Origin of the sequence: Enterobacter cloacae complex sp. IR53041 (assembly GCF_049238285.1) — a bacterium.
Taxonomy (GTDB): Bacteria; Pseudomonadota; Gammaproteobacteria; order Enterobacterales; family Enterobacteriaceae; genus Enterobacter; species Enterobacter roggenkampii.
Genome location: NZ_JBMKHB010000022.1, coordinates 59,132 through 81,311, shown reverse-complemented (window position 1 = coordinate 81,311; position 22,180 = coordinate 59,132). Strand labels below are relative to the sequence as shown.

The following is a 22,180-nucleotide window of genomic DNA, read 5'->3' as shown; positions in this document are numbered from 1 at the left end:
TAAATTGTTAAAGAGCAGTGCCGCTTCGTTTTCGCTGCGGCGCGGGGTGTGCATATTACGCTTTCCCGCTTCAGAGTCAAGCGTTTATTTTCGCTTTTCTCTGCTGACCCGGCGGCGTGTGTGCCGTTGTTCCGTGTCAGTGGAGGCGCATTATAGGGAGTTATTCTGAAGTGACAAGCACAAAATACAAAAAACTTTTCGTTCGCTCACTTTTCAAACTTAACGCTTATTTATGTCGCGAATCGCCCGTTAAATGTGCGATTTCTCGCGCAAAACTGGCTACCTGCGACCAGTCGGTATAAACCACTTCTTTACGCGTGTCGGTTTCGCCCCCCGTCATCTTCATAATAAGACGGATCATAAAGCGGTCATACCAACGGTAGCGAGGGTAGCGCAGCGCGCCGGCAAAGACGGCGCACAGTTCTGGCTGCCACGGCGAGTTGAGTAAAAACTTGCGCGTGTAGCTGTTGGTCTGCGGCGTGCGCTTCTCGGGTTTACGCGCGACCAGATTGACCGAGTAGAACGCGCCGGGCAACGTATTAAGCTTCGCCGTATGCTTTTTCACAAAGCGATCCAGCGCCGGATGGAAATGCCCGTAACGAATAGATGCACCAATCACCACGCGATCGTAATCCTGCCAGGTAATCTGATCCGCACGGTTCAGGTTTACCACATCCGAGTAAATCCCCAGCTCTTTGAGTTCAGATGCCAGATAGGCGGCAATCTCACGCGTTTGCCCGTCTCGCGTAGAGAAAAGAATCAGTGTTTTCATCAACGGCTCCTTACTCGCGCCAGAATGTAGGGGTAAACAGCACCAGCAGCGTAAAGACCTCAAGACGACCAAACAGCATATTGGCAATGAGGATCCATTTCGCGACAGGGTTCATACTGGCAAAGTTATCCGCCACCACGCCCAGGCCAGGCCCGAGGTTATTCAATGTTGCGACGACGGACGCAAAGGCGGAGAAATCATCCACTCCCGTCGCGATAATCGCCAGCATACTGACGATAAAGACCAGCGCATACGCCGAGAAGAATCCCCACACCGCTTCGAGGATACGTTCCGGCAGCGCGCGGTTCCCCAGCTTGATGCTGTAGACCGCGTTCGGGTGGACCAGACGCTTCAGCTCACGGTTGCCCTGCTTGAACAGCAGCAGAATACGGATCACCTTCAGACCACCGCCCGTCGACCCCGCACAGCCGCCGATAAACGCGGAACAGAGCAGAAGCACCGGCAGGAACAGCGGCCAACGGGCGATGCTGTCCGTGGTAAACCCGGCGGTCGTCGCCATCGACACCACCTGGAAGAAGGCCTGGTTTAGCGTGGTCAACGCGGAGTTATAGACATCATGGAACCACAGCACCAGCGTACAGATGATCACCAGCGTCAGCTGGACGCCAATGAACATGCGGAACTCAGGGTCACGCCAGTACACCTTCAGGCTGCGCCCGCTCAGTAAAGAGAAGTGCAGGCCGTAGTTACAGCCGGAAATCAGCAGGAAAATGGCAATGATAGTGTTAATCGTTGGGCTGTCGAAATAGCCCACGCTGGCATCGTGGGTGGAGAACCCGCCGATGGCAATCGTCGCAAAACTGTGTCCGATAGCATCAAACGCAGGCATCCCGGCAAACCATAGCGCCAGCGCACAGGCTACCGTCAGCAAGACATAAATCAGCCACAGGGTTTTCGCCGTCTCGGCAATACGCGGCCGCATCTTGTTATCTTTCAGCGGTCCTGGCATTTCGGCGCGATAGAGCTGCATCCCCCCGACGCCCAGAATCGGCAGGATGGCCACCGCAAGGACGATGATCCCCATACCGCCAAACCACTGCAGCATCTGGCGATAAAAGAGAATCGCGTGCGGCAGCGAATCCAGCCCCACCAGCGTCGTGGCCCCGGTCGTCGTTAAGCCGGAGAAGGATTCAAAGAAGGCATCCGTGATGCTCAGGTTAGGCTGTTCAGAGAAGATAAAGGGCAGCGAACCGACGCTCCCCAGCACCGTCCAGAACAGGACCACAATCAGAAAGCCTTCGCGAGATTTCAGTTCACCTTTCTGACGACGGTTCGGCCACCACAGCAGGGAGCCGATCGCCAGCGCGACAAAGAAGGTCTGGGTAAATGCCCGCCCCGCGCCGTCCCGGTAGATAAGCGCCACCAGTCCAGGGAGAATCATCGTCCCGGAAAAGAGTATGACCAGCAGTCCAACGATTCGGGTTATGGCACGAAAATGCATCTCTGCCGCTTCCTTTGGTATTCAAAAGTGAGGTGGGGATTATTCTTCAATCGGCAGCAATTGCAACGAACCACGACTAAAATCAGCGAGTTTTGCTGAAAAAGCAGCCAGTTCCGCCTGAGGAAGCGCCACGCGTAATTGCACCATTGCCTGATATTCACTGTGTGCGATGACACCGTTAAACTGCCGCAGCAGCGCTTCAATACCCGATAGCTGGGCGTAATCGCATAATAAAGTATATTCGGTAAGCGGCGTTTTGCGGGTAGTGACCAGCATATTAAGCGCCTGCTGCACGCCCCCGCCATAGGCTTTAACCAGCCCACCGGTGCCTAACAAAATGCCGCCGTAGTAGCGCACCACCACGGCGGTTATTTCGCCCACGCCGCTGCCCATTAGCTGGGAGAGCATGGGTTTACCGGCCGTGCCCGCCGGTTCACCGTCATCGGAAAACCCCAACTGCTGCGAATCGTCCGGCGGCCCTGCTACCCACGCCACGCAGTGGTGACGGGCGTCAGGATGCTCAGCCCGGACGGACTCGACAAACGCTTTTGCCGCCTCTACGCCGTCGGTATGTGCCAGCAGCGTAATAAAGCGGCTTTTCTTGATTTCCTCAACAAAGGTGACCGGTTCAGCCGGTATTAGCCAGCTTTCCATCAGGCCAGCTTCAGGTCTCGCGTCATATTCTCGATACCGTTTTCGTGAATCACCACGTTATCTTCGATACGAATACCGCCAAACGGCTTCAGCGCGTCAATTTTTTCCCAGTTGAAGTGCTTGCTGAACTGGCCATCACGCCACGGCGCCAGCAGGGATTCGATAAAGTAGATCCCCGGTTCAATCGTCAGCACCATGCGCGGTTCCAGAATGCGGGTGCAGCGCAGGTAAGGATATTTAGACGGTGCCGCCAGGTGCGTACCGGTATCATCCTGCATAAAGCCCGCAGCGTCGTGCACCTGCAGGCCCAGCGGGTGACCAATGCCGTGCGGCATGAAGGGCCCGGTCAGATCGTTCTCGACCATCGCCTCTTCGCTCATGTCTTTCACAATCTGGTGCTTACGCAGCAGTTTGGCGATGCGCTGATGGAACTGGATGTGGTAATCCACATAGCTGGTGCCCGCCTTCATGGTGGCAATCAGCGCCAGCTGTTCATCGTTCACGTCTTTGATCAGCTGCGCGAACTCGGTGTCCGCATTCGCCGCCCAGGTGCGGGTCAGGTCGGCCGCGTAGCCGTTGTACTCTGCCCCTGCGTCCAGCAGGAAGCTGCGCATTTCCGACGGAACCTGGTGATCCAGTTTGGTGTAGTGCAGGACGGACGCGTGCTCGTTGAGCGCGACAATGTTGCTGTACGGCACGTCGGTATCGCGATGACCGGTGGCGGTCAGGTACGCCTGGTTGATATCGAACTCGCTCATGCCGGACTGGAAGGCTTCATGCGCCGCACGGTGACCGTTCACCGCGGTCTTTTGCGCTTCACGCATGCAGTAAAGTTCGTAGTCGGTTTTGTACGCGCGGTAATAGTGGAGGTAATCCAGCACCCCTTTCGGGTTGAGTTTGTCTGCCGCAATATCCAGGCCCAATGCACGCTCCGGAACAGGGCCAATATAGGCGATGTTGCCACGTGCGGCAGGCAGCTGGCCGCCAATACCGTCCGCTTTTGGCAGCGCAATGACCTCAATCTCTTCCGTCCAGAAAGAGGTCGGCAGCGGCTCAACGTTGTGCCAGTAATCGACCGGCAGGTAGAACCACAGTTTCGGCTTGTTCACGCCATCCACCAGCAGCCAGCAGTTGGGCACCTGCGTCACCGGCACCCACGCCTTAAACTGTGGGTTCACCTTGAACGGATAAGCGTGGTCATCCAGAAAGGTATTCATCAGCTCGCCGGAGTGGATCAGCAGCGCATCCAGCTTAAAGCGGGCCAGTACATCGCGGGTACGTTCCTGTAGGGTAACGATATGATTTTTATAAAGCGAAGCCAGTGAGTCCATCATTATTCCTTTCGTTTTTTGACCTCAAGTCATCGCATCTTAGCACACCTCACTCCGCCTGCGTGATTTCCACCGACCGTGATCAATGCAGCAATTTCTTAATGAGTAATTTGCATTTTATTAACATAAATCCCACACTCCGATTCATCTGGTATGACCAGATCCAATTGCTGGATTCAGGAGACTGACATGCTCTACAAAGGCGACACCCTGTACCTCAACTGGCTGGAAGATGGCATTGCCGAACTCGTGTTCGATGCCCCCGGCTCAGTCAATAAGCTCGATACCGCGACGGTGGCCAGTCTTGGCCAGGCGCTGGATGTTCTGGAAAAACAAACTGAATTAAAAGGGCTGCTGCTGCGCTCGAACAAAGCGGCCTTTATCGTCGGTGCCGATATCACCGAATTCCTTTCGCTCTTCCTGGTGCCTGAAGAACAGCTGAGCCAGTGGCTGCACTTTGCTAACAGCGTCTTTAATCGTCTGGAAGATCTGCCTGTCCCGACCATTTCTGCCGTTAACGGCTACGCGCTGGGCGGCGGCTGTGAGTGCGTGCTCGCGACCGACTACCGCCTGGCGACGCCGGATCTGCGCATCGGCCTGCCGGAAACCAAGCTGGGCATTATGCCGGGCTTTGGCGGCTCCGTCCGTATGCCGCGCATGCTGGGCGCCGACAGCGCGCTGGAGATCATTGCCGCGGGTAAAGACGTCAGCGCAGAACAGGCGCAGAAAATTGGCCTGGTCGACGGCGTCGTGAAACCGGAGAAGCTTGTTGAAGGCGCACTCGCCATTCTGCGTCAGGCCATTAACGGCGAGCTCGACTGGAAGGCCAAACGCCAGCCGAAGCTGGAGCCGTTAAAGCTCAGCAAGATTGAAGCCACCATGAGCTTCACCATCGCCAAAGGCATGGTGATGCAGACGGCGGGTAAACACTACCCGGCGCCGATCGCGGCGGTGAAAACCATTGAAGCGGCTGCCCGTTTCGGGCGCGATGAAGCGCTAAAGCTCGAAAATCAGAGCTTTGTCCCGCTGGCGCACACCAATGAGGCTCGCGCGCTGGTCGGTATCTTCCTCAACGATCAGTTCGTAAAAGGGAAAGCCAAACAGCTGACCAAAAACGTTGAGACGCCAAAACATGCGGCGGTACTCGGCGCGGGCATTATGGGTGGCGGCATCGTCTACCAGTCGGCCTGGAAAGGCGTGCCGGTAGTGATGAAAGACATCAACGAGAAATCCCTGACGCTGGGCATGACCGAAGCGGCCAAGCTGCTGAATAAACAGCTGGAACGCGGAAAAATTGACGGACTGAAGCTCGCAGGCGTGATCTCCACCATTCAGCCCGTGCTGGAATACAGAGGTTTCGACCGTGTCGACGTGGTGGTCGAAGCCGTCGTCGAGAATCCGAAAGTGAAAAAAGCGGTGCTGGCGGAAACGGAAGACAAGGTTCGCCCGGATACCGTGCTGGCCTCTAACACCTCCACCATCCCCATCAGCGAACTGGCGAGCGTGCTGAAGCGTCCGGAAAACTTCTGCGGTATGCACTTCTTCAACCCGGTACACCGTATGCCGCTGGTCGAAGTGATCCGCGGGGAAAAAACCTCAGACGACACCATTGCCAAAGTGGTGGCATGGGCCAGCAAGATGGGCAAAACGCCGATCGTCGTTAACGACTGCCCGGGCTTTTTCGTCAACCGCGTGCTGTTCCCTTACTTCGCCGGTTTTAGCCAGCTGCTGCGCGACGGTGCGGACTTCCGCAAAATCGACAAAGTGATGGAAAAACAGTTCGGCTGGCCGATGGGCCCGGCGCATCTGCTGGACGTTGTGGGCATTGATACCGCCCACCACGCCCAGGCGGTGATGGCGGCAGGTTTCCCGCAGCGCATGCAGAAAGACTATCGCGACGCCATTGACGCGCTGTTCGACGCTAACCGCTTCGGTCAGAAAAACGGCCTGGGCTTCTGGCGCTATAAAGAAGACAGCAAAGGCAAACCGAAGAAAGAAGAAGATCCGGCGGTGGATGGCCTGCTGGCCGACGTCAGTCAGCCAAAACGCGACTTCACCGACGATGAAATCATCGCCCGGATGATGATCCCGATGATTAACGAAGTGGTGCGTTGCCTCGAAGAAGGCATTATCGCCAGCCCGGCAGAAGCCGACATGGCGCTGGTGTATGGCCTCGGCTTCCCTCCGTTCCACGGCGGCGCGTTCCGCTGGCTGGACACGCTCGGCAGCGCCCGCTATCTCGATATGGCCCAGCAGTATCAGCACCTCGGCCCGCTGTATGAAGTGCCGGAAGGGCTGCGTAATAAAGCGCGCCATAACGAACCCTACTATCCCGCAGTTGAGCCAGCCCGTCCGGTTGGCGAGCTGAAAACGGCTTAAGGAGTCACAATGGAAAAGGTTGTCATTGTTGATGCGATTCGCACCCCGATGGGCCGTTCAAAAGGCGGCGCGTTCCGTAACGTGCGTGCGGAAGACCTCTCCGCGCACCTGATGCGTAGCCTGCTGGCGCGTAACCCGGCGCTGGATCCGGCTGCGCTGGACGATATCTACTGGGGCTGCGTGCAGCAGACCCTGGAGCAGGGCTTCAACATCGCCCGCAACGCGTCGCTGCTGGCGGAGATCCCGCATTCGGTTCCGGCCGTCACCGTTAACCGCCTGTGCGGTTCGTCAATGCAGGCGCTGCATGATGCGGCCCGCATGATCATGACCGGCGATGCGCAGGCCTGCCTGGTGGGCGGCGTCGAGCACATGGGTCACGTCCCGATGAGCCACGGGGTCGATTTCCACCCGGGGATGAGCCGCAACGTGGCGAAAGCTGCGGGGATGATGGGCCTGACCGCCGAGATGCTCTCCCGCCTGCACGGCATCAGCCGCGAAATGCAGGATGCCTTTGCCGCGCGCTCTCACGCTCGCGCCTGGGCCGCCACGCAGTCCGGTGCCTTTAAGAACGAGATCATCCCGACCGGCGGCCACGATGCAGACGGCGTTGTGAAGCAGTTCAGCTACGATGAAGTCATTCGCCCGGAAACCACCGTCGAAGCGCTTTCCACCCTGCGTCCGGCGTTTGACCCCGTCACCGGTACGGTCACGGCAGGGACCTCGTCGGCGCTGTCCGACGGCGCCGCCGCGATGCTGGTGATGAGCGAAAGTCGCGCCCGCGAGCTGGGATTAACGCCTCGTGCTCGGGTACGTTCGATGGCGGTCGTGGGCTGCGATCCGTCGATCATGGGCTACGGCCCGGTTCCGGCTTCAAAGCTGGCGCTGAAAAAAGCGGGCTTAACCGCCAGCGACATCGATCTCTTTGAGATGAACGAAGCGTTCGCCGCGCAGATCCTGCCGTGCATTAAAGATCTGGGGCTGATGGAGCAGATCGACGAGAAGATTAACCTCAACGGCGGCGCGATCGCCCTCGGACACCCGCTGGGCTGTTCCGGGGCGCGTATCAGCACGACGCTGATCAACCTGATGGAACGCAAAGATGCCCAGTTTGGTCTGGCAACGATGTGTATCGGTCTGGGTCAGGGTATCGCGACGGTGTTTGAGAGAGTGTAAGGCTATAACGTAGGCCCGATAAGCATCGCGCCATCGGGCTTTTGCCGGGAGGCGCTGCGCTTTCCCGGCCTACGAGAGGTACCTCGCCGCCAGTCGTGTCACTGGCGAAAAGAGACAGTTTAGTTGCCGTTCTTCCCGCCTGTCAGGGGCGGGTTTTTTATTTAAATGAAGGCAAACGCATCGCCAAAGAGGCGGTCTTCACGCGCATCACGTTCGTTACAGAACAGATCGCGGGCGATTTTCGCCATCTCGAAACGCCCTGCAATATAGATGTCATGTCCTGCCAGCGTACCGTGATCCTGCAGCACTGCCGTCAGTACCGTACCGCTACGCCCGCGCCAGCCCTCTTCCGGCTGCTCAACCACCGGCTCAATGCGCAGGTTAGGATGGGTGACGCTCAGCGCTTCGAGTTCGGACAGGTCATACAGGTGCTTCTCTTCGCGGCCGCCCCAGTAGATGGTGATATCACGTTCCGGGTTACGCGCCAGTGCGGTCAACAGAATAGAGCGCACGTAGGAGAAGCCTGTACCACCGGCAATCAGGATCAGCGGACGGTCTTCATCATCGCGCAGCCACGCATCACCGTGCGGAATATCCACCACGATCTCGCGCTCTTTCAGAATGCGGTCCATGACGGCCATCGCATACAGGTTAAGCTCTGACGCACCAATATGAAGCTCAATAAATTCCTGCTCCGCTGGCGTTGAGGCCATAGAGAAAGGACGCTTATCACGCTCATCCATCACGACCATCAGATACTGACCCGCGCGGAAAGAGAATGGCGCTTCTGGCGCTAAACGGACGCGATATACGGTGTCGGTGATGGCATCTACCGAGTTCACTTTACAGCTTAAGGTTGTCATTCGCTCTCTCTGTCGGGAAGTCTATAGGGCTTAACGGTCAGCTCAGGGTTTACCGTTATTCATTATGGCCAGTTCGTCCCAGATCGCATCAATGCGCGCGGTCACAGCAGGATCTTTTTTGATCGGGCGACCCCATTCACGATCGGTTTCGCCAGGCCATTTATTTGTGGCATCCAGTCCCATTTTTGAGCCAAGGCCGGAAACCGGCGAGGCAAAATCCAGGTAATCTATCGGCGTGTTTTCGACTAACACCGTATCGCGCGCCGGGTCCATTCGCGTGGTAATAGCCCAGATTACGTCATTCCAGTCGCGGGCGTTAACGTCATCATCGCAGACAATAACAAATTTGGTATACATAAACTGGCGCAGGAAAGACCACACGCCCATCATCACGCGTTTCGCGTGACCAGGATACTGCTTCTTCATCGTGACCACTGCCAGGCGATACGAGCATCCTTCAGGCGGCAGGTAAAAATCAACAATTTCCGGGAACTGCTTTTGCAGGATCGGCACAAACACTTCATTCAGCGCCACGCCCAGTACTGCCGGTTCATCCGGTGGACGCCCGGTATACGTGGAGTGATAAATCGCATCTTCACGCTGCGTAATGTGCGTCACGGTAAACACCGGGAAGTTATCCACTTCGTTGTAATAGCCGGTGTGGTCGCCGTAAGGGCCTTCTGGCGCCAGTTCACCCTGCTCAATGTAACCTTCCAGCACAATTTCTGCACTGGCCGGAACTTCGAGATCGTTTGAGATACACTTCACGACTTCCGTTTTCGTTCCGCGCAGCAGGCCTGCAAAGGCATATTCCGAGAGCGTATCCGGTACGGGCGTGACGGCCCCGAGAATGGTGGCCGGATCGGCGCCGAGCGCGACAGACACCGGGAAACGTTCACCCGGACGCGCAGCACACCACTCCTGGAAATCGAGCGCGCCGCCGCGATGCGACAGCCAGCGCATGATGAGCTTATTCTTGCCAATCAACTGCTGGCGGTAAATACCAAGATTCTGGCGCTCTTTGTGCGGACCGCGCGTGACGGTCAGTCCCCAGGTGATCAGCGGCGCGGCATCTTCCGGCCAGCACTGCATGATAGGGATTTTAGTCAAATCAACCGCATCGCCTTCCAGCACCTTCTGCTGGCAGGGCGCGCCGCGCAGGCGTTTGGTGGGCATGTTTAGCACCTGCTTAAACTGCGGCAGCTTGTCGAACAGATCGCGGAAGCCTTTCGGCGGCTCCGGCTCTTTCAGGAAGGCCAGCAGCTTACCGACTTCGCGCAGGGCCGTGACGTCTTCCTGCCCCATCCCCAGTGCGACGCGACGCGGTGTACCAAACAGGTTGCACAGCACCGGCATGGCGTACCCTTTCGGATTTTCAAACAGTAATGCGGGGCCACCGGCACGCAGGGTGCGGTCAGCAATTTCTGTCATCTCCAGATAAGGATCAACAGGAAGTGTTATACGTTTGAGTTCACCCTGCTTTTCCAGCAGCGTCAGGAAGTCGCGGAGATCGTGGTATTTCATGCAGTTAATCATGGCCTCTCTGTAAGCGCTTCATTATACGGCGTAAGACTGCTTGATGCTGTAATTTTGTTAAATTAGCGTGAAGTTATGCGTTCTGTCCCATTTTCGCCCATTATAATCAACTTAGCGATCCCGCCAGGGTTTTGATATGCTTGCGCCCCGAACTAAGGGAAAGAGTGATTATGCAGGCCTGGTATTTACTGTATTGCAAACGCGGGCAACTTCAGCGCGCGCAGGAACATCTTGAACGTCAGTCAGTCAATTGCCTGACGCCCGTGATCACGCTTGAAAAAATGCAGCGCGGGAAGCGCACAACCGTTAGCGAGCCGTTGTTCCCGAACTACCTGTTCGTGGAGTTCGATCCGGAGGTGATCCACACCACCACCATCAGCGCCACGCGCGGCGTCAGCCATTTTGTACGCTTCGGCGCTCACCCCGCGACGGTTCCCTCATCGGTCATCCACCAGCTGTCGATTTATCAGCAGCCCGAAGACCTTACCGACCCGGAAACGCCCTACACGGGCGATAGCGTCGTGATTACCGAAGGGGCTTTCGAAGGCCTGCAGGCGATTTTTGCCGAGCCGGACGGGGAAGCGCGCTCTATGCTGTTGCTTAATCTGCTGAACAAGCAGGTGCTGCAGAGCGTTAAAAACACCGACTTCCGCAAACTTTAAACGTTTATCCCAAACAGATTACGCACGTTGTCATCCGTCTGTGCGGAAAGCCAGTGCGGATCCTCTCCGCGCCACGTCGCGACGCGCTCAACTATGTGCCCCAGATAAGCGGGCTCATTGCGTCGCGATGCCGGTTTGGGTTGCATATCGCGCGGGAGCAGATAGGGCGCATCCGTTTCAAGGAGCAACCGGTCAGCCGGGATCGCGGGTTGCAGCTCCCGAAGCTCAAGCCCGCGGCGCTCGTCGCAAACCCAGCCGGTAAAGCCCAGATAAAGCCCGCGTTCCAGGCACTCCAGCGCCTCCTGCCTTGAGCCGGTGAAGCAGTGCAGCACCGCGCCGGGCAGTTTCTCGAGCCACGGTTCCAGAAGCGCCAGGAAACGCTCATGCGCGTCGCGGCAGTGCATAAATACGGGCATTTCAAGCTCTGCCGCCAGCGCAAGCTGGGCAGTGAATGCCTTTTCCTGCTCTTCAGGCGTGGAAAAGTTACGGTTGAAATCGAGGCCGCATTCGCCAATCGCCACCACTTCTGGTCTCTTCGCCAGCCTGCGCAGGGTTTCCCCGCTTTCCGGGGTCCACTGGCTGCTGTCGTGAGGATGCACGCCAGCGGTAGACCAACAGCGTTCGTAGCGTTGCGCCAGCTGCTGTGCCTGCACGCTCTCATGCAGGTTGGTGCCCGTCAGCAGCAGCCCTTTCACCCCAGCGGCAAACGCGCGCGCAACCACCTCATCACGATCTTTCGCAAACTGCGAGCTGGTCAGGTTGAGTCCGATATCAAACATGCGAATCCCCATATAACAACCGCCCTGACGGGCGGCTGGTTTTACTCTTCAGTGGTCTTGTCGGAGGTATCGTCTTCGTCATCCGACCGACGCCCTTTACCCACGTAGAAACGTGAGAAGAAGACACCGACCTCAAACAGGCAGTACATCGGTATGGCCAGCAGCGTCTGGGAGAATACATCCGGCGGGGTCAACAGCATGCCGACCACGAAGGCGCCGACCAGGATATACGGACGCTTCTTACGCAGGTCATCCGGTGTGGTTACCCCTACCCAGCAGAGCAGCACAATGGCCACCGGCACTTCGAATGCCACGCCAAACGCCATAAACAGCGCCATCACAAAGCTAAGATAGCTGGCGATATCCGTCGACACCTGGACGCCTTCCGGCGCGGTATGCGTCAGGAAGCCGAAGGCCAGCGGGAAGACAACGAAATAGGCAAACGCCATGCCGATATAGAACAGCAGCGAACTGGATACCAGCAGCGGAATGACCAGCTTGCGTTCGTGCTTATACAGTGCCGGCGCCACAAAGGCCCACACCTGGTACAGAATGACGGGCGCAGAGGCAATCAACGACACCCAGAAGGTCAGCTTGATGGGGGTAAAGAACGGGGAAGCAACGTCTGTTGCAATCATCGTTGCGCCCAGCGGCATCTGCTTGATCAGCGGCGCAGAAACCACCTGGTAGATATCGTTGGCGAAATAGACCAGGCATAGAAAAATAACGAGAACCGCAATAATGCAGTTTAACAGGCGCTTACGCAGCTCTATGAGGTGCGTAATCAGCGGTTGAGTATCATCTACAGCCATGTTTACGCTTTATCACTCGACGAGGGGGATGATTCGGAAACGGGCGCGGCGGGTTTTGCCTCGGCAGCGTTAACCACGGGCTTTTCTGGCTGCACCTGTTTTTTCACTTCGGTTTCCTGCGGCGTCTGTTCAGGCGCAGCAGCCTGATGTTCAGCGCTGGCAGGCGTGACGCCCTCACGCTGTTCTTCGCTGCCCTTCACCACCGGGTTATGGATGGTGTTCGCTTCGTCGCTCGCTTTTTCAGGATCGTTGATGCTATAGGAGCGCTTCATGGATTCCGCCGCTTCGCGCAGCTCATCCATTGACGCTTTCAGTTCCGGCGTCAGGTTATCCATGCTCGCCTTCTCAACCTTTTTCAGGCTTTCCTGAAATTCCTGCAGCTTAAGCTCCTGGGCCAGTTCATTCTGAACGGTCGATGCCAGCGATCTCAGCGCACGAACCCAGCCCGCAACGGTTTTCACTGCCACCGGCAGACGCTGAGGCCCCAGCACGATCAGGCCAATCACAAAGACCAGCAGGAGCTCACTAAAACCAATGTCGAACACGACTTACACCTGCTCTTTATCGTGGCGTTTAGCGTCTTCCTTTTTGGCTTCTTCTTGCTTGTCGGTGATGGATTTAGCAGTAAAGTCAGCGTCCTGGCTGGTTTTATCCTGCTTGCTCTCATCATCGCTCATCGCTTTTTTGAAGCCTTTGATAGACGCGCCCAGATCGGAACCAATAGAACCGAGCTTTTTGGTGCCAAACAGCAGCACGACGATGACGGCAATGATCAACAATTGCCAGATACTGATACCACCCATACATGTTCCTCAGGGATAGATGATTAATAAGTCAGGTCGCATTATACGTATGCGACCTGTCGATAGCGACGCAAACTCAGCGCGTTTTTCGCCATCCGGCAAGCCAGACAACCACCCCGGCGGCCATCAGCCAGGCGGGCATCATCTGCCACTCCGGGCGGTTGATCAGCAGCAGCGTACCGCTCAGCAGCAGCGTTGCGCCAATTCCAAAGAGATAGCGTGACTGGCCCTGACGAACACGGCTGGACTGAAGTTCGCGAGCGATTTTATCCATGCTGTGCTGAAGGTTCTTGCTCTGACGCAAACTGTCATAAACCAGTTCAGGAATTTCAGGCATTTTTTCTATCCAGAACGGGCCTTTCTCTTTCAGCGAGCGCACCAGCGCCGGAATGCCAACCTGATCCTTAATCCAGGATTCCAGGAAGGGTTTCGCGGTCTTCCACAAGTCTAACTGAGGATAGAGCTGTCGGCCTACACCCTCAACGTAAAGTAGTGTTTTCTGAAGTAAAACTAGCTGTGGCTGAACCTCCATATTAAAGCGGCGAGCCGTGTTGAACAGGTTCAACAGCACATGTCCGAAGGAGATTTCCGCCAGCGGTTTTTCAAAAATCGGTTCGCAAACGGTCCGGATCGCAAACTCGAACTCTTCGACGTTGGTGTCCGGCGGCACCCAGCCGGAATCGACGTGCAGCTCGGCCACCTTACGGTAGTCGCGGTTGAAGAACGCGATGAAGTTCTCGGCCAGATACCGTTTATCTTCTTTATTCAGCGACCCCACAATCCCGCAGTCGATACCGATATACTTCGGATCCTCAGGGTGCTCGTAGCTCACGAAGATATTGCCCGGGTGCATGTCCGCATGGAAAAAGCTGTCGCGGAACACCTGGGTGAAGAAGACCTGCACGCCACGCTCGGCCAACAGCTTCATGTTCGTTCCCTGCTTCTCCAGGGCCACCACATCCGAAACCGGAATACCGTAGATACGCTCCATCACCATCATGTTCTGGCTGCAGTAGTCAGAATAGACTTCAGGGACATAAAGCATCGGGCTGTTTTCAAAGTTGCGACGCAGCTGAATAGCGTTTGCCGATTCGCGCAGCAGGTTAAGCTCATCAATCAGCGTTTTTTCATATTCCCGCACCACTTCCATCGGGCGCAGTCGGCGGCCATCAGGTAATAAACGCGGAACCCAACGGGCCAGACGGTAAATCAGCTTCATGTCGGCTTTGATGATCGGCAGAATATCCGGGCGGATCACCTTAATTACCACCTCTTTGCCGTTTTCTTTCAGACGCGCAGTGTGCACCTGAGCAATAGAAGCCGACGCCAGCGGTTCTATTTCGAAATCGTCAAACCAGGTTTCAACGGGAAGATTACCCATCGCCTCTTCGATCTGTTTCTTAGCCCTCACCCCGTCAAACGGGGCAACACGGTCCTGCAGCATCGCCAGTTCATCGGCAATGTGCGGCGGAAAGAGATCGCGGCGGGTCGACAGCATCTGCCCGAACTTAATCCATACCGGGCCAAGCTCCTGCAGCGCCAGGCGCAGGCGTTCGCCAAGCGGCTGACCTTTATGGCGGTTAGGCATCCAGAACAGCATCCGCCGCCAGATACGAAGCGGCAGCGTGATACGCATTTTAGGGATAAGCTCGTCGAGCCCGTAGCTCAAAAAGGTACGAATAATGAAGTAGAGGCGCCGAATTTCACCAGGCGTCATTTGCCCTCCAGTTTTTCCAGCCGTTTGGTTAACGCATCAACCGCACGTTCAACAGCCGCGGTTTCTTCCGCAAACCATGCCACTTCCAGCGGTCCGGGGGCCATTCGCCACTCTTCAGTCAGTACTTCCGCCGCATAGCGTTGCTGACGTAGCAGGCTTTTACGCGCAAAGGACGCGCCACCATGAAGAACCTTCCCGATGCCTTCCGCGGCAATGTCGCCGATAAACGGCGCGAGCAGCTCTGCCGGATCAAACTCCGCCAGATCGGTAAGCGCAACGAAGTTCTGCACGACCTGAATGTCGCCTTCCACTTCCAGCTCACCGCTGCGGATAAGTGCCGTTAATTGCTGGCGATCGCGCAGTTTTGGCAGCACGCTCATGTGCGTGATGACCGAGCAGTCGGCGTCACCTTCCCACGCCCCCAGAACGTCAAGCTGGCGTTCGCTGAAGACCAGCACCAGCGGCGTCGAGAACTCTTTTAAAACAATGCGTAATACCTTCCCGTTTAGCCGCTGACGCGCAGCTTTCAGCGCTGGTGCACGATAGAGAAAGGCATTCAGTACGTTTTCGATACCTGCGGAGACTAAGGGTTTAAAGGGCACGGGACACCTCCACTCAGAACTTGTAACCGCGATGCAGCGCGACGACACCCGCCGTCAGGTTGAAATATTCAACGTTCTCGAATTCAGCATCCTGCATCATGGCTTTTAAGGTGTCTTGATCCGGGTGCATACGGATAGATTCCGCCAGATAGCGATAGCTTTCCGCGTCGTTAGCCACCAGCTCACCGATGCGCGGCAGCACGTGGAAGGAATAGGCGTCGTAAGCTTTGCTCAGCGGCTCGATAATCGGTTTGGAGAATTCGAGCACCAGCAGGCGTCCACCCGGCTTCAGCACGCGATACATGGAGCGCAGCGCTTTTTCTTTATCGGTCACGTTACGCAGACCGAAGGAGATCGTGATGCAGTCAAAGGTATTATCCGGGAACGGCAGCGCTTCGGCGTTGGCCTGCACATATTCCACATTCCCCACCACGCCGATGTTACGCAGCTTTTCGCGGCCCATTTTGAGCATGGAGTCATTAATATCGGCGAGGACAACGCGCCCGGTTTCGCCCACCAGACGAGAGAATTTCGCGGTTAAATCGCCCGTACCACCGGCTAAATCCAGCACCGTTTGTCCACGACGCACGCCGCTACAGTCGATAGTGAAGCGCTTCCACAAGCGATGAATGCCGAACGACATCAGGTCATTCATCACATCGTACTTCGCCGCCACGGAATGAAATACGTGGGCCACCATGTCAGCTTTCTGCGCTTTGGCGACAGTCTGAAAGCCAAAGTGCGTTGTGTCTTGTGAATCGTCAACCATCTCAGAGCCTGCTTATCAGTAAAATGTTCGTGAAGTGTAACAGATTGGGCGCAATTGCCCTACGTTTCAACCACCGCGAAAGAAACGCGCCGGGGGTTCGTTCGGTGATAAATCGGCCGCTAACGCATTGTCTTCACTGTTTGTCTTTTGTTCTTCTGCCCCTTCACGCAGGCGAAACTCGTCATCCTGGGCGGTAGCCTGTTCAACCAATTCCGGATTAATCTCGCGTTTCACCTCAACCCCCAGGCTTCGGAATGATTCGGCCTGCGCCAGAAGATTGCCACGTCCTGAGGCGAGTTTTTTCATCGCCTGACGGTAGTTATCCTGCGCGCGGTCCAGGCTCTGCCCGACTGAGGACATGTCGTCCACGAAGAGGCGCATTTTGTCGTACAGCTTGCTGGCGCGGTCGGCAATCTGCTGCGCGTTGCGGCTCTGGTGCTCGTAGCGCCACAGGTTCGCAATGGTGCGTAAGGCCACCAGCAGCGTGGTGGGGCTGACCAGCATAATATTATTTTTGAGCGCTTCGGTGATGAGTTCAGGCTGCCTGTCGAGTGCCAGCAGAAACGCGGGCTCTACCGGAATAAACATCAGGACATAGTCCAGCGAGCGCAGCCCCGGTAGCTGCTGATAGTCTTTCCTGCCGAGCAGGCGAATATGATTACGCACCGAGGCAATGTGCTCCTGCAGCGCCGATTCTCGGGTGTAGTCATCCTCCGCATTGAAGTAACGCTCATACGCCACAAGCGTCATTTTGGCGTCAATCACCACATCTTTGCCCTGCGGCAGCCGCACAATCACATCCGGCTGCATTCGCGAGCGGGCATCGTTTTCGATACTCACCTGCGTTTCGTATTCATACCCTTCCCGCAGGCCAGAGGCTTCCAGGACGCGGGTCAGCACCACTTCTCCCCAGTTGCCCTGGGTTTTGTTATCCCCTTTAAGCGCGCGGGTGAGGTTGACCGCCTCCTGCGCCATCTGGGCATTCAGCTGCTGGAGATTGCGGATTTCATGCGCCAGGGTGTGCCGCTCTCGGGCTTCCTGACCAAAGCTGTCCTGTACCTGGCGGCGGAAGCCGTCCAGCTGTTCACGCAGGGGCGTCAGCAGGCTGTTCAGGCTCTGGCGGTTCTGCTCGTCAACGCGGCGGTTGCTGTGCTCAAAAATACGGTTCGCGAGGTTTTCAAACTGTTCGCTGAGGCGCTGCTCGCTGTTGATCATCTGGCGGATTTTATCTTCCGCATGCAGTTGAGTGGATTCCAGACGGGTGGTCACTTCGCGGAGATCGGCCTCCAGCGAGGTGTTGATATCTCTCAGGTTGCGCAGCTCGTTGTTGAGTAACTCGCACTCCTCTCGCCAGTGATCACTCAGCGCAAGCTGCTGCTTTGCCGCGCTTAATTCGGCGACGATCTCTTCGCGTTCAGCCAGCTGATCGGCCTTCTGCTGTGCATGCTGATAGCTGGAAATGAGCCAGCCTATCGCCACGCCCGCCAGCGCAATCACCGCATAAATCAGGACTGAGATATCCACAATGCCCCCTGCATCAACGTATTACCCGCACAAAATAAGATTGTGCTGTATAAACGTCCAGTTTGAAAGGGTTTTCCTGCGAGGCGCTACGCAAAAAATAAAGGCCGAACGTGTCGGCCTTTGATTTCGAAAGGAGAGGATTAGATCAGGCGACGCGCGGCTTCAACCACGATTTTCACCGCATGACTTTCGGTCTGCTTCATGGTTTCAGCGTTCGGGATTTCCTGCTGAGTACGGTTGACGATAACGCCCGCCACCATACCGGCACGCAGGCCCTGGCTTGCGCACATGGTCAGCAGCGTGGCGGATTCCATTTCGTAGTTCATCACGCCCATGGACTGCCACTCTTCCATAGAGCCTTTGAAGCGGCTTACCACGCGGCCAGAGAAGGTGTCGTAACGCTCCTGACCTGGATAGAAGGTATCGGACGAAGCGGTTACACCCACGTGCGTGGTGGCGCCAACGGATTTCGCGGCTTCAACCAGCGCGGTGGTACATTCAAAGTCTGCTACTGCCGGGAATTCCATCGGCGCAAAGTGCAGGCTTGCGCCATCCAGACGCACGGACGCGGTCGTGACCAGCACGTCGCCCACGTTGATGTGCGGCTGAATAGCACCGGTCGTACCGATACGCAGGAAAGTACGAATGCCCAGCTGTGCCAGCTCTTCAACAGCAATAGACGTAGACGGGCCACCGATACCGGTAGAACACACGATCACGGCTTTACCATCCAGCTCTGCGCGCCAGGTGGTGAATTCACGATGGGCTGCCAGCTTAACCGGCTTATCCATCAGCGCGGCGATCTTTTCCACACGCTCCGGATCGCCAGGGACGATAGCGAGCGTAGCCCCTTGTAAATCGTTTTTAGTGAGGCCGAGATGAAAAACATCAGACTTAGACATAGGTGACTCCTCTGTGGGTCGGTTAGTCAGAAGAAGTAAAACGGTACTTTACAGAAGCAGTAAGCATAATTTCGTGACGCATCTCACCATGAATGAAAATGATTGCATCGAATTTCCATCAAAAAGTGATTTGCATCACATTAACAAGTTATATCGTCAGGTGCTGCACAAAAGATAGACCGTTTAAGGCACTGTGAGTTGTTAACCTGGTGTCTATATTTACCTTTGCGCTAACTCATTGGTACGGAGAATGCCATGACTGAAAAAACCGGTTTTGCACCTGCTGCGGCCCCGCATGCCTCAACCATCGTCTCAACGTCTGAAGATGCCATCGCCGCAGGTGAGACCTCTATTCCCACGCAGGGAGAGAACATGCCTGCTTACCACGCACGACCAAAATCGGCAGACGGCCCGCTGCCCATCGTGATCGTGGTTCAGGAAATTTTCGGTGTTCACGAACACATTCGCGACCTCTGCCGCCGGCTGGCGCTGGAAGGCTATCTGGCCGTTGCGCCAGAGCTCTACTTCCGTCAGGGCGATCCGAACGATTACAGCGATATTCCCACCTTGCTCAGCAACCTGGTCAGCAAAGTCCCGGATGCGCAGGTGCTGGCCGATCTCGACCACGTCGCCAGCTGGGCGGCGCGCAACGGGGGCGATCCCCATCGTCTGCTGGTCACCGGTTTCTGCTGGGGCGGACGCATCAGCTGGCTGTATGCCGCGCATAACCCGCAGCTTAAAGCCGCTGTGGCCTGGTACGGTAAACTGGTAGGTGAAAAAACGCTCAATTCACCGAAACATCCCGTGGATATCGCCACGGAGCTGAATGCCCCCGTATTAGGGCTGTATGGCGGTCAGGACACCGGTATTTCGCTGGATTCGGTAGAGACCATGCGCCATGCGCTCCGTGCGGCCAATGCGAAGGCGGAGATCGTGGTGTATCCGGATGCCGGGCACGCGTTTAACGCGGATTATCGTCCGAGCTATCACGCGGAATCAGCCAAAGACGGCTGGCAGAGAATGCTGGCGTGGTTCAGCCAGTACGGCGGTAAAAAAGCGTAAAAAAAAGCCCGGTGGCGTCTACGCCTTACCGGGCCTACGCATCATCAAGCCTGACGCAAGTTTTGCGCCGCCTTCACCATGTTCGCCAGCGCGGCACGCGTCTCCGGCCAGCCGCGAGTTTTCAGGCCGCAGTCCGGGTTCACCCACAGACGCTCTGCCGGAATGCGCTGGGCCGCTTTTTTCAGCAGCGACTCAATCCACTCCACGCTCGGCACGTTCGGAGAGTGTATGTCGTACACCCCCGGACCGATTTCGTTCGGGTAGTCGAACTCTTCAAACGACTCCAGCAGCTCCATGTCTGATCGCGAGGTCTCGATGGTGATCACGTCAGCGTCCAGCGCGGCAATCGAATCCATGATGTCGTTGAATTCGCAGTAACACATGTGGGTGTGGATCTGGGTGTCGTCCTTCGCCACCGCGGCGTTGATGCGAAACGCCTCCACGCCCCACTTCAGGTAGGCATCCCAGTCGCTGCGGCGCAGCGGCAGACCTTCGCGCAGGGCCGGTTCGTCAATCTGGATGATGCCTATGCCTGCGGCTTCCAGATCCGCCACTTCATCACGGAGCGCCAGCGCGATTTGCTTCGCGATGGTCTCGCGGGTCACGTCCTCACGCGGGAAGGACCAGCAAAGAATGGTCACCGGACCGGTGAGCATGCCTTTTACCGGCTTGTCGGTCAGGGACTGGGCGTACTTCGCCCACTCAACCGTGATCGGCTCCGGGCGGCTGACGTCACCGATGACCACCGGCGGCTTGACGCAGCGGGAGCCATAGCTTTGCACCCAGCCGTTCTGGGTAAAGACGAACCCGTCCAGGTGTTCACCGAAGTATTCCACCATGTCGTTACGCTCGGCCTCGCCGTGCACCAGCACGTCCAGTCCCAGCCGCTCCTGCTCGATAATCGCCTGCTTGATGTGTTCGGCAATCCCGGTGCGGTAGTGATTCGCATCCAGATTCCCCTTTTTGAAGTCCAGACGCAGGCCGCGGATTTCGGTGGTCTGCGGGAAGGAACCGATAGTGGTGGTTGGCCACGCGGGCAGGTTGAAGCGGGCGCGCTGGGCTTCGGCACGGACTTCATACGGGCTCTGGCGCTGGCTGTCCTGAGCGGTGATGGCCGCCAGGCGTTTTTCCACCGCCGGGTTGTGCACGCGAGCCGAGTGGCGGCGCGCCTGGATTGGTGCACTCCATTCGCGAATCGCCGCCGTGTCGCCGCTGTTCAGCGCATCGCGCAGCAGCGCCAGCTCTTCACATTTTTGCAGGGCGAAGGCAAACCAGCTTTTTACTTCAGGGGCGAGACGGGTTTCCACGCTCAGATCGATCGGACTGTGCAGCAGCGAGCAGGACGAGGCCACCCACAGCTCACGTTTGCCGACGATGTCTTTAATTTGTGCGTATTTCTCGGTCAGATCGGCGCGCCAGACGTTACGGCCGTTGACCAGACCGGCGGAGAGCAGCCAGTCTGCTGGCAGGCGCTTGTGCAGTTCTGCGACGTCATCTTTGCCGTGCACCAGGTCAACGTGCAGACCCTGCACCGGCAATCTGGTGATGGTGCTGAGGTTCGGCGTCACACCTTCAAAGTAGGTGGTAAGCAACAGCTTCACCTGTCCGTTGAGTGCATCGTAAGCCGGTTTGAAAGCATCAAGCCAAACCTGAGGCAGTTCGAGCACCAGCGCGGGCTCGTCGATTTGCACCCACTGAATGCCGCGCTTGCCCAGCTCAATCAGCACCTGCTTATAGACCGGCAGAATATCCTTCAGCAGGCTGAGCCGGTCAAACGGCTCGCCTTTGACTTTCCCCAACCACAGATAGGTCACCGGCCCCAACAGTACGGGTTTCACCTGGTGGCCCAGCGCCAGCGCTTCGTCCACTTCATCCAGAAGCTGCGTCCAGTTCAGCCTGAACTGCTGACCTTTTACGAACTCCGGCACCATATAGTGATAGTTAGTATTAAACCACTTGGTCATTTCCGCCGCTGCCGCTGGCTCACCCGTTGGCGCACGGCCACGGCCGATGCGGAACAGGGTATCGATATCTACCGATCCATCGTTGTTCTGATGACGAGCCGGCACGTTGCCAAGCAGCAGGCTGGTCGTCAGAACATGGTCGTACCAGGCGAAATCGCCCACCGGCAGCAGGTCAATTCCCGCCTGCTTCTGCTGCGCCCAGTGACGGGCGCGCAGCTCGCGCCCCACTGCCAGCAGTTCTTCACGGGTGGCGTTCCCCGCCCAGTAGCTTTCTTGCGCTTTTTTCAGCTCGCGACGCAGGCCAACGCGAGGGAAACCGAGAGTGTGATTGCGGATTGTCATGGTATGCCCCTTGTGAAATTTGTTATTTAGACGTCCAGATGTTTACACTTCTATAATTGGCAGGTACTGTAT

General features: G+C 56.8%; 20 protein-coding genes. 4 read left to right on the top strand and 16 right to left on the bottom strand.

Going from position 1 to position 22,180, the window contains the following annotated elements:
* Positions 1-226 precede the first annotated feature (226 nt).
* Genes hemG through pepQ form a run of 4 tightly spaced genes read right to left on the bottom strand, consistent with a single transcriptional unit; the run spans position 227 to position 4,219 of the window.
* Positions 227-772 (bottom strand): menaquinone-dependent protoporphyrinogen IX dehydrogenase, encoded by a 546-nt coding sequence (gene hemG, locus ACOTXF_RS16260; RefSeq protein WP_045909212.1) that lies wholly within the window; start codon positions 770-772, stop codon positions 227-229.
* Positions 773-782: 10 nt separating this feature from the next.
* Entirely contained in the window at positions 783-2,234 is a 1,452-nt protein-coding gene (trkH, locus tag ACOTXF_RS16255; protein ID WP_023309600.1) for a Trk system potassium transporter TrkH, read from the bottom strand.
* A gap of 39 nt (positions 2,235-2,273) precedes the next feature.
* Positions 2,274-2,888, bottom strand: coding sequence for an IMPACT family protein (locus tag ACOTXF_RS16250; protein WP_024908007.1), 615 nt, complete (start codon positions 2,886-2,888; stop codon positions 2,274-2,276).
* A complete protein-coding gene (pepQ, locus tag ACOTXF_RS16245; protein ID WP_047745954.1) occupies positions 2,888-4,219 on the bottom strand; it encodes a Xaa-Pro dipeptidase in 1,332 nt (443 codons plus the stop codon). Before pepQ ends, ACOTXF_RS16250 begins: the two co-directional genes overlap by 1 nt.
* Before the next feature lie 189 nt (positions 4,220-4,408).
* Between pepQ and fadB the strand changes: the two genes are divergently transcribed.
* On the top strand, positions 4,409-6,598 hold the full coding sequence (fadB, locus tag ACOTXF_RS16240; RefSeq protein ID WP_232927031.1) for a fatty acid oxidation complex subunit alpha FadB: 2,190 nt from the start codon (positions 4,409-4,411) through the stop codon (positions 6,596-6,598).
* 9 nt (positions 6,599-6,607) lie between these two features.
* Positions 6,608-7,771, top strand: a complete 1,164-nt coding sequence (fadA, locus tag ACOTXF_RS16235) for an acetyl-CoA C-acyltransferase FadA (protein ID WP_047745950.1) — start codon at positions 6,608-6,610, stop codon at positions 7,769-7,771.
* 161 nt (positions 7,772-7,932) lie between these two features.
* Here fadA and fre read toward each other — a convergent pair whose 3' ends face one another.
* Positions 7,933-8,634 (bottom strand): NAD(P)H-flavin reductase, encoded by a 702-nt coding sequence (fre, locus tag ACOTXF_RS16230; RefSeq protein WP_232927028.1) that lies wholly within the window; start codon positions 8,632-8,634, stop codon positions 7,933-7,935.
* A 42-nt stretch (positions 8,635-8,676) separates the two neighbouring features.
* Positions 8,677-10,170, bottom strand: coding sequence for a 4-hydroxy-3-polyprenylbenzoate decarboxylase (gene ubiD / locus ACOTXF_RS16225; RefSeq protein ID WP_008501517.1), 1,494 nt, complete (start codon positions 10,168-10,170; stop codon positions 8,677-8,679).
* Positions 10,171-10,340: 170 nt separating this feature from the next.
* On the opposite strand from ubiD, the gene rfaH reads away from it, so the two are divergent.
* The gene (gene rfaH, locus ACOTXF_RS16220) at positions 10,341-10,832 is read left to right on the top strand and encodes a transcription/translation regulatory transformer protein RfaH (protein ID WP_008501518.1); all 492 of its coding nucleotides are present in this window, start codon (positions 10,341-10,343) and stop codon (positions 10,830-10,832) included.
* Here the strand turns inward: rfaH and tatD are convergent.
* From tatD to udp, 9 genes are all read right to left on the bottom strand, one after another.
* The gene (tatD, locus tag ACOTXF_RS16215) at positions 10,829-11,611 is read right to left on the bottom strand and encodes a 3'-5' ssDNA/RNA exonuclease TatD (RefSeq protein ID WP_234115325.1); all 783 of its coding nucleotides are present in this window, start codon (positions 11,609-11,611) and stop codon (positions 10,829-10,831) included. The two genes, rfaH and tatD, sit on opposite strands and share 4 nt — an antisense overlap.
* Before the next feature lie 41 nt (positions 11,612-11,652).
* A complete protein-coding gene (tatC, locus tag ACOTXF_RS16210) occupies positions 11,653-12,423 on the bottom strand; it encodes a Sec-independent protein translocase subunit TatC (RefSeq protein WP_008501520.1) in 771 nt (256 codons plus the stop codon).
* 2 nt (positions 12,424-12,425) lie between these two features.
* Complete coding sequence (tatB, locus tag ACOTXF_RS16205; RefSeq protein ID WP_008501521.1) at positions 12,426-12,968, bottom strand: Sec-independent protein translocase protein TatB; 543 nt, start codon at positions 12,966-12,968, stop codon at positions 12,426-12,428.
* Between the two features lie 3 nt (positions 12,969-12,971).
* Positions 12,972-13,226, bottom strand: a complete 255-nt coding sequence (gene tatA / locus ACOTXF_RS16200; protein WP_008501522.1) for a Sec-independent protein translocase subunit TatA — start codon at positions 13,224-13,226, stop codon at positions 12,972-12,974.
* A gap of 76 nt (positions 13,227-13,302) precedes the next feature.
* The gene (gene ubiB / locus ACOTXF_RS16195; RefSeq protein ID WP_008501523.1) at positions 13,303-14,943 is read right to left on the bottom strand and encodes a ubiquinone biosynthesis regulatory protein kinase UbiB; all 1,641 of its coding nucleotides are present in this window, start codon (positions 14,941-14,943) and stop codon (positions 13,303-13,305) included.
* Positions 14,940-15,545 (bottom strand): ubiquinone biosynthesis protein UbiJ, encoded by a 606-nt coding sequence (ubiJ, locus tag ACOTXF_RS16190; RefSeq protein WP_008501524.1) that lies wholly within the window; start codon positions 15,543-15,545, stop codon positions 14,940-14,942. The genes ubiB and ubiJ overlap by 4 nt, the downstream gene beginning before the upstream one ends.
* Positions 15,546-15,558: 13 nt before the next feature.
* Positions 15,559-16,314, bottom strand: coding sequence for a bifunctional demethylmenaquinone methyltransferase/2-methoxy-6-polyprenyl-1,4-benzoquinol methylase UbiE (ubiE, locus tag ACOTXF_RS16185; protein WP_008501525.1), 756 nt, complete (start codon positions 16,312-16,314; stop codon positions 15,559-15,561).
* 66 nt (positions 16,315-16,380) lie between these two features.
* Positions 16,381-17,838, bottom strand: a complete 1,458-nt coding sequence (rmuC, locus tag ACOTXF_RS16180) for a DNA recombination protein RmuC (RefSeq protein WP_032675628.1) — start codon at positions 17,836-17,838, stop codon at positions 16,381-16,383.
* Between the two features lie 140 nt (positions 17,839-17,978).
* Complete coding sequence (udp, locus tag ACOTXF_RS16175) at positions 17,979-18,740, bottom strand: uridine phosphorylase (protein WP_003860792.1); 762 nt, start codon at positions 18,738-18,740, stop codon at positions 17,979-17,981.
* Positions 18,741-18,995: 255 nt separating this feature from the next.
* On the opposite strand from udp, the gene ACOTXF_RS16170 reads away from it, so the two are divergent.
* Complete coding sequence (locus tag ACOTXF_RS16170; protein WP_047745944.1) at positions 18,996-19,802, top strand: dienelactone hydrolase family protein; 807 nt, start codon at positions 18,996-18,998, stop codon at positions 19,800-19,802.
* A 44-nt stretch (positions 19,803-19,846) separates the two neighbouring features.
* Here ACOTXF_RS16170 and metE read toward each other — a convergent pair whose 3' ends face one another.
* Positions 19,847-22,108 (bottom strand): 5-methyltetrahydropteroyltriglutamate--homocysteine S-methyltransferase, encoded by a 2,262-nt coding sequence (metE, locus tag ACOTXF_RS16165; protein WP_047745942.1) that lies wholly within the window; start codon positions 22,106-22,108, stop codon positions 19,847-19,849.
* Positions 22,109-22,180 lie beyond the last annotated feature (72 nt).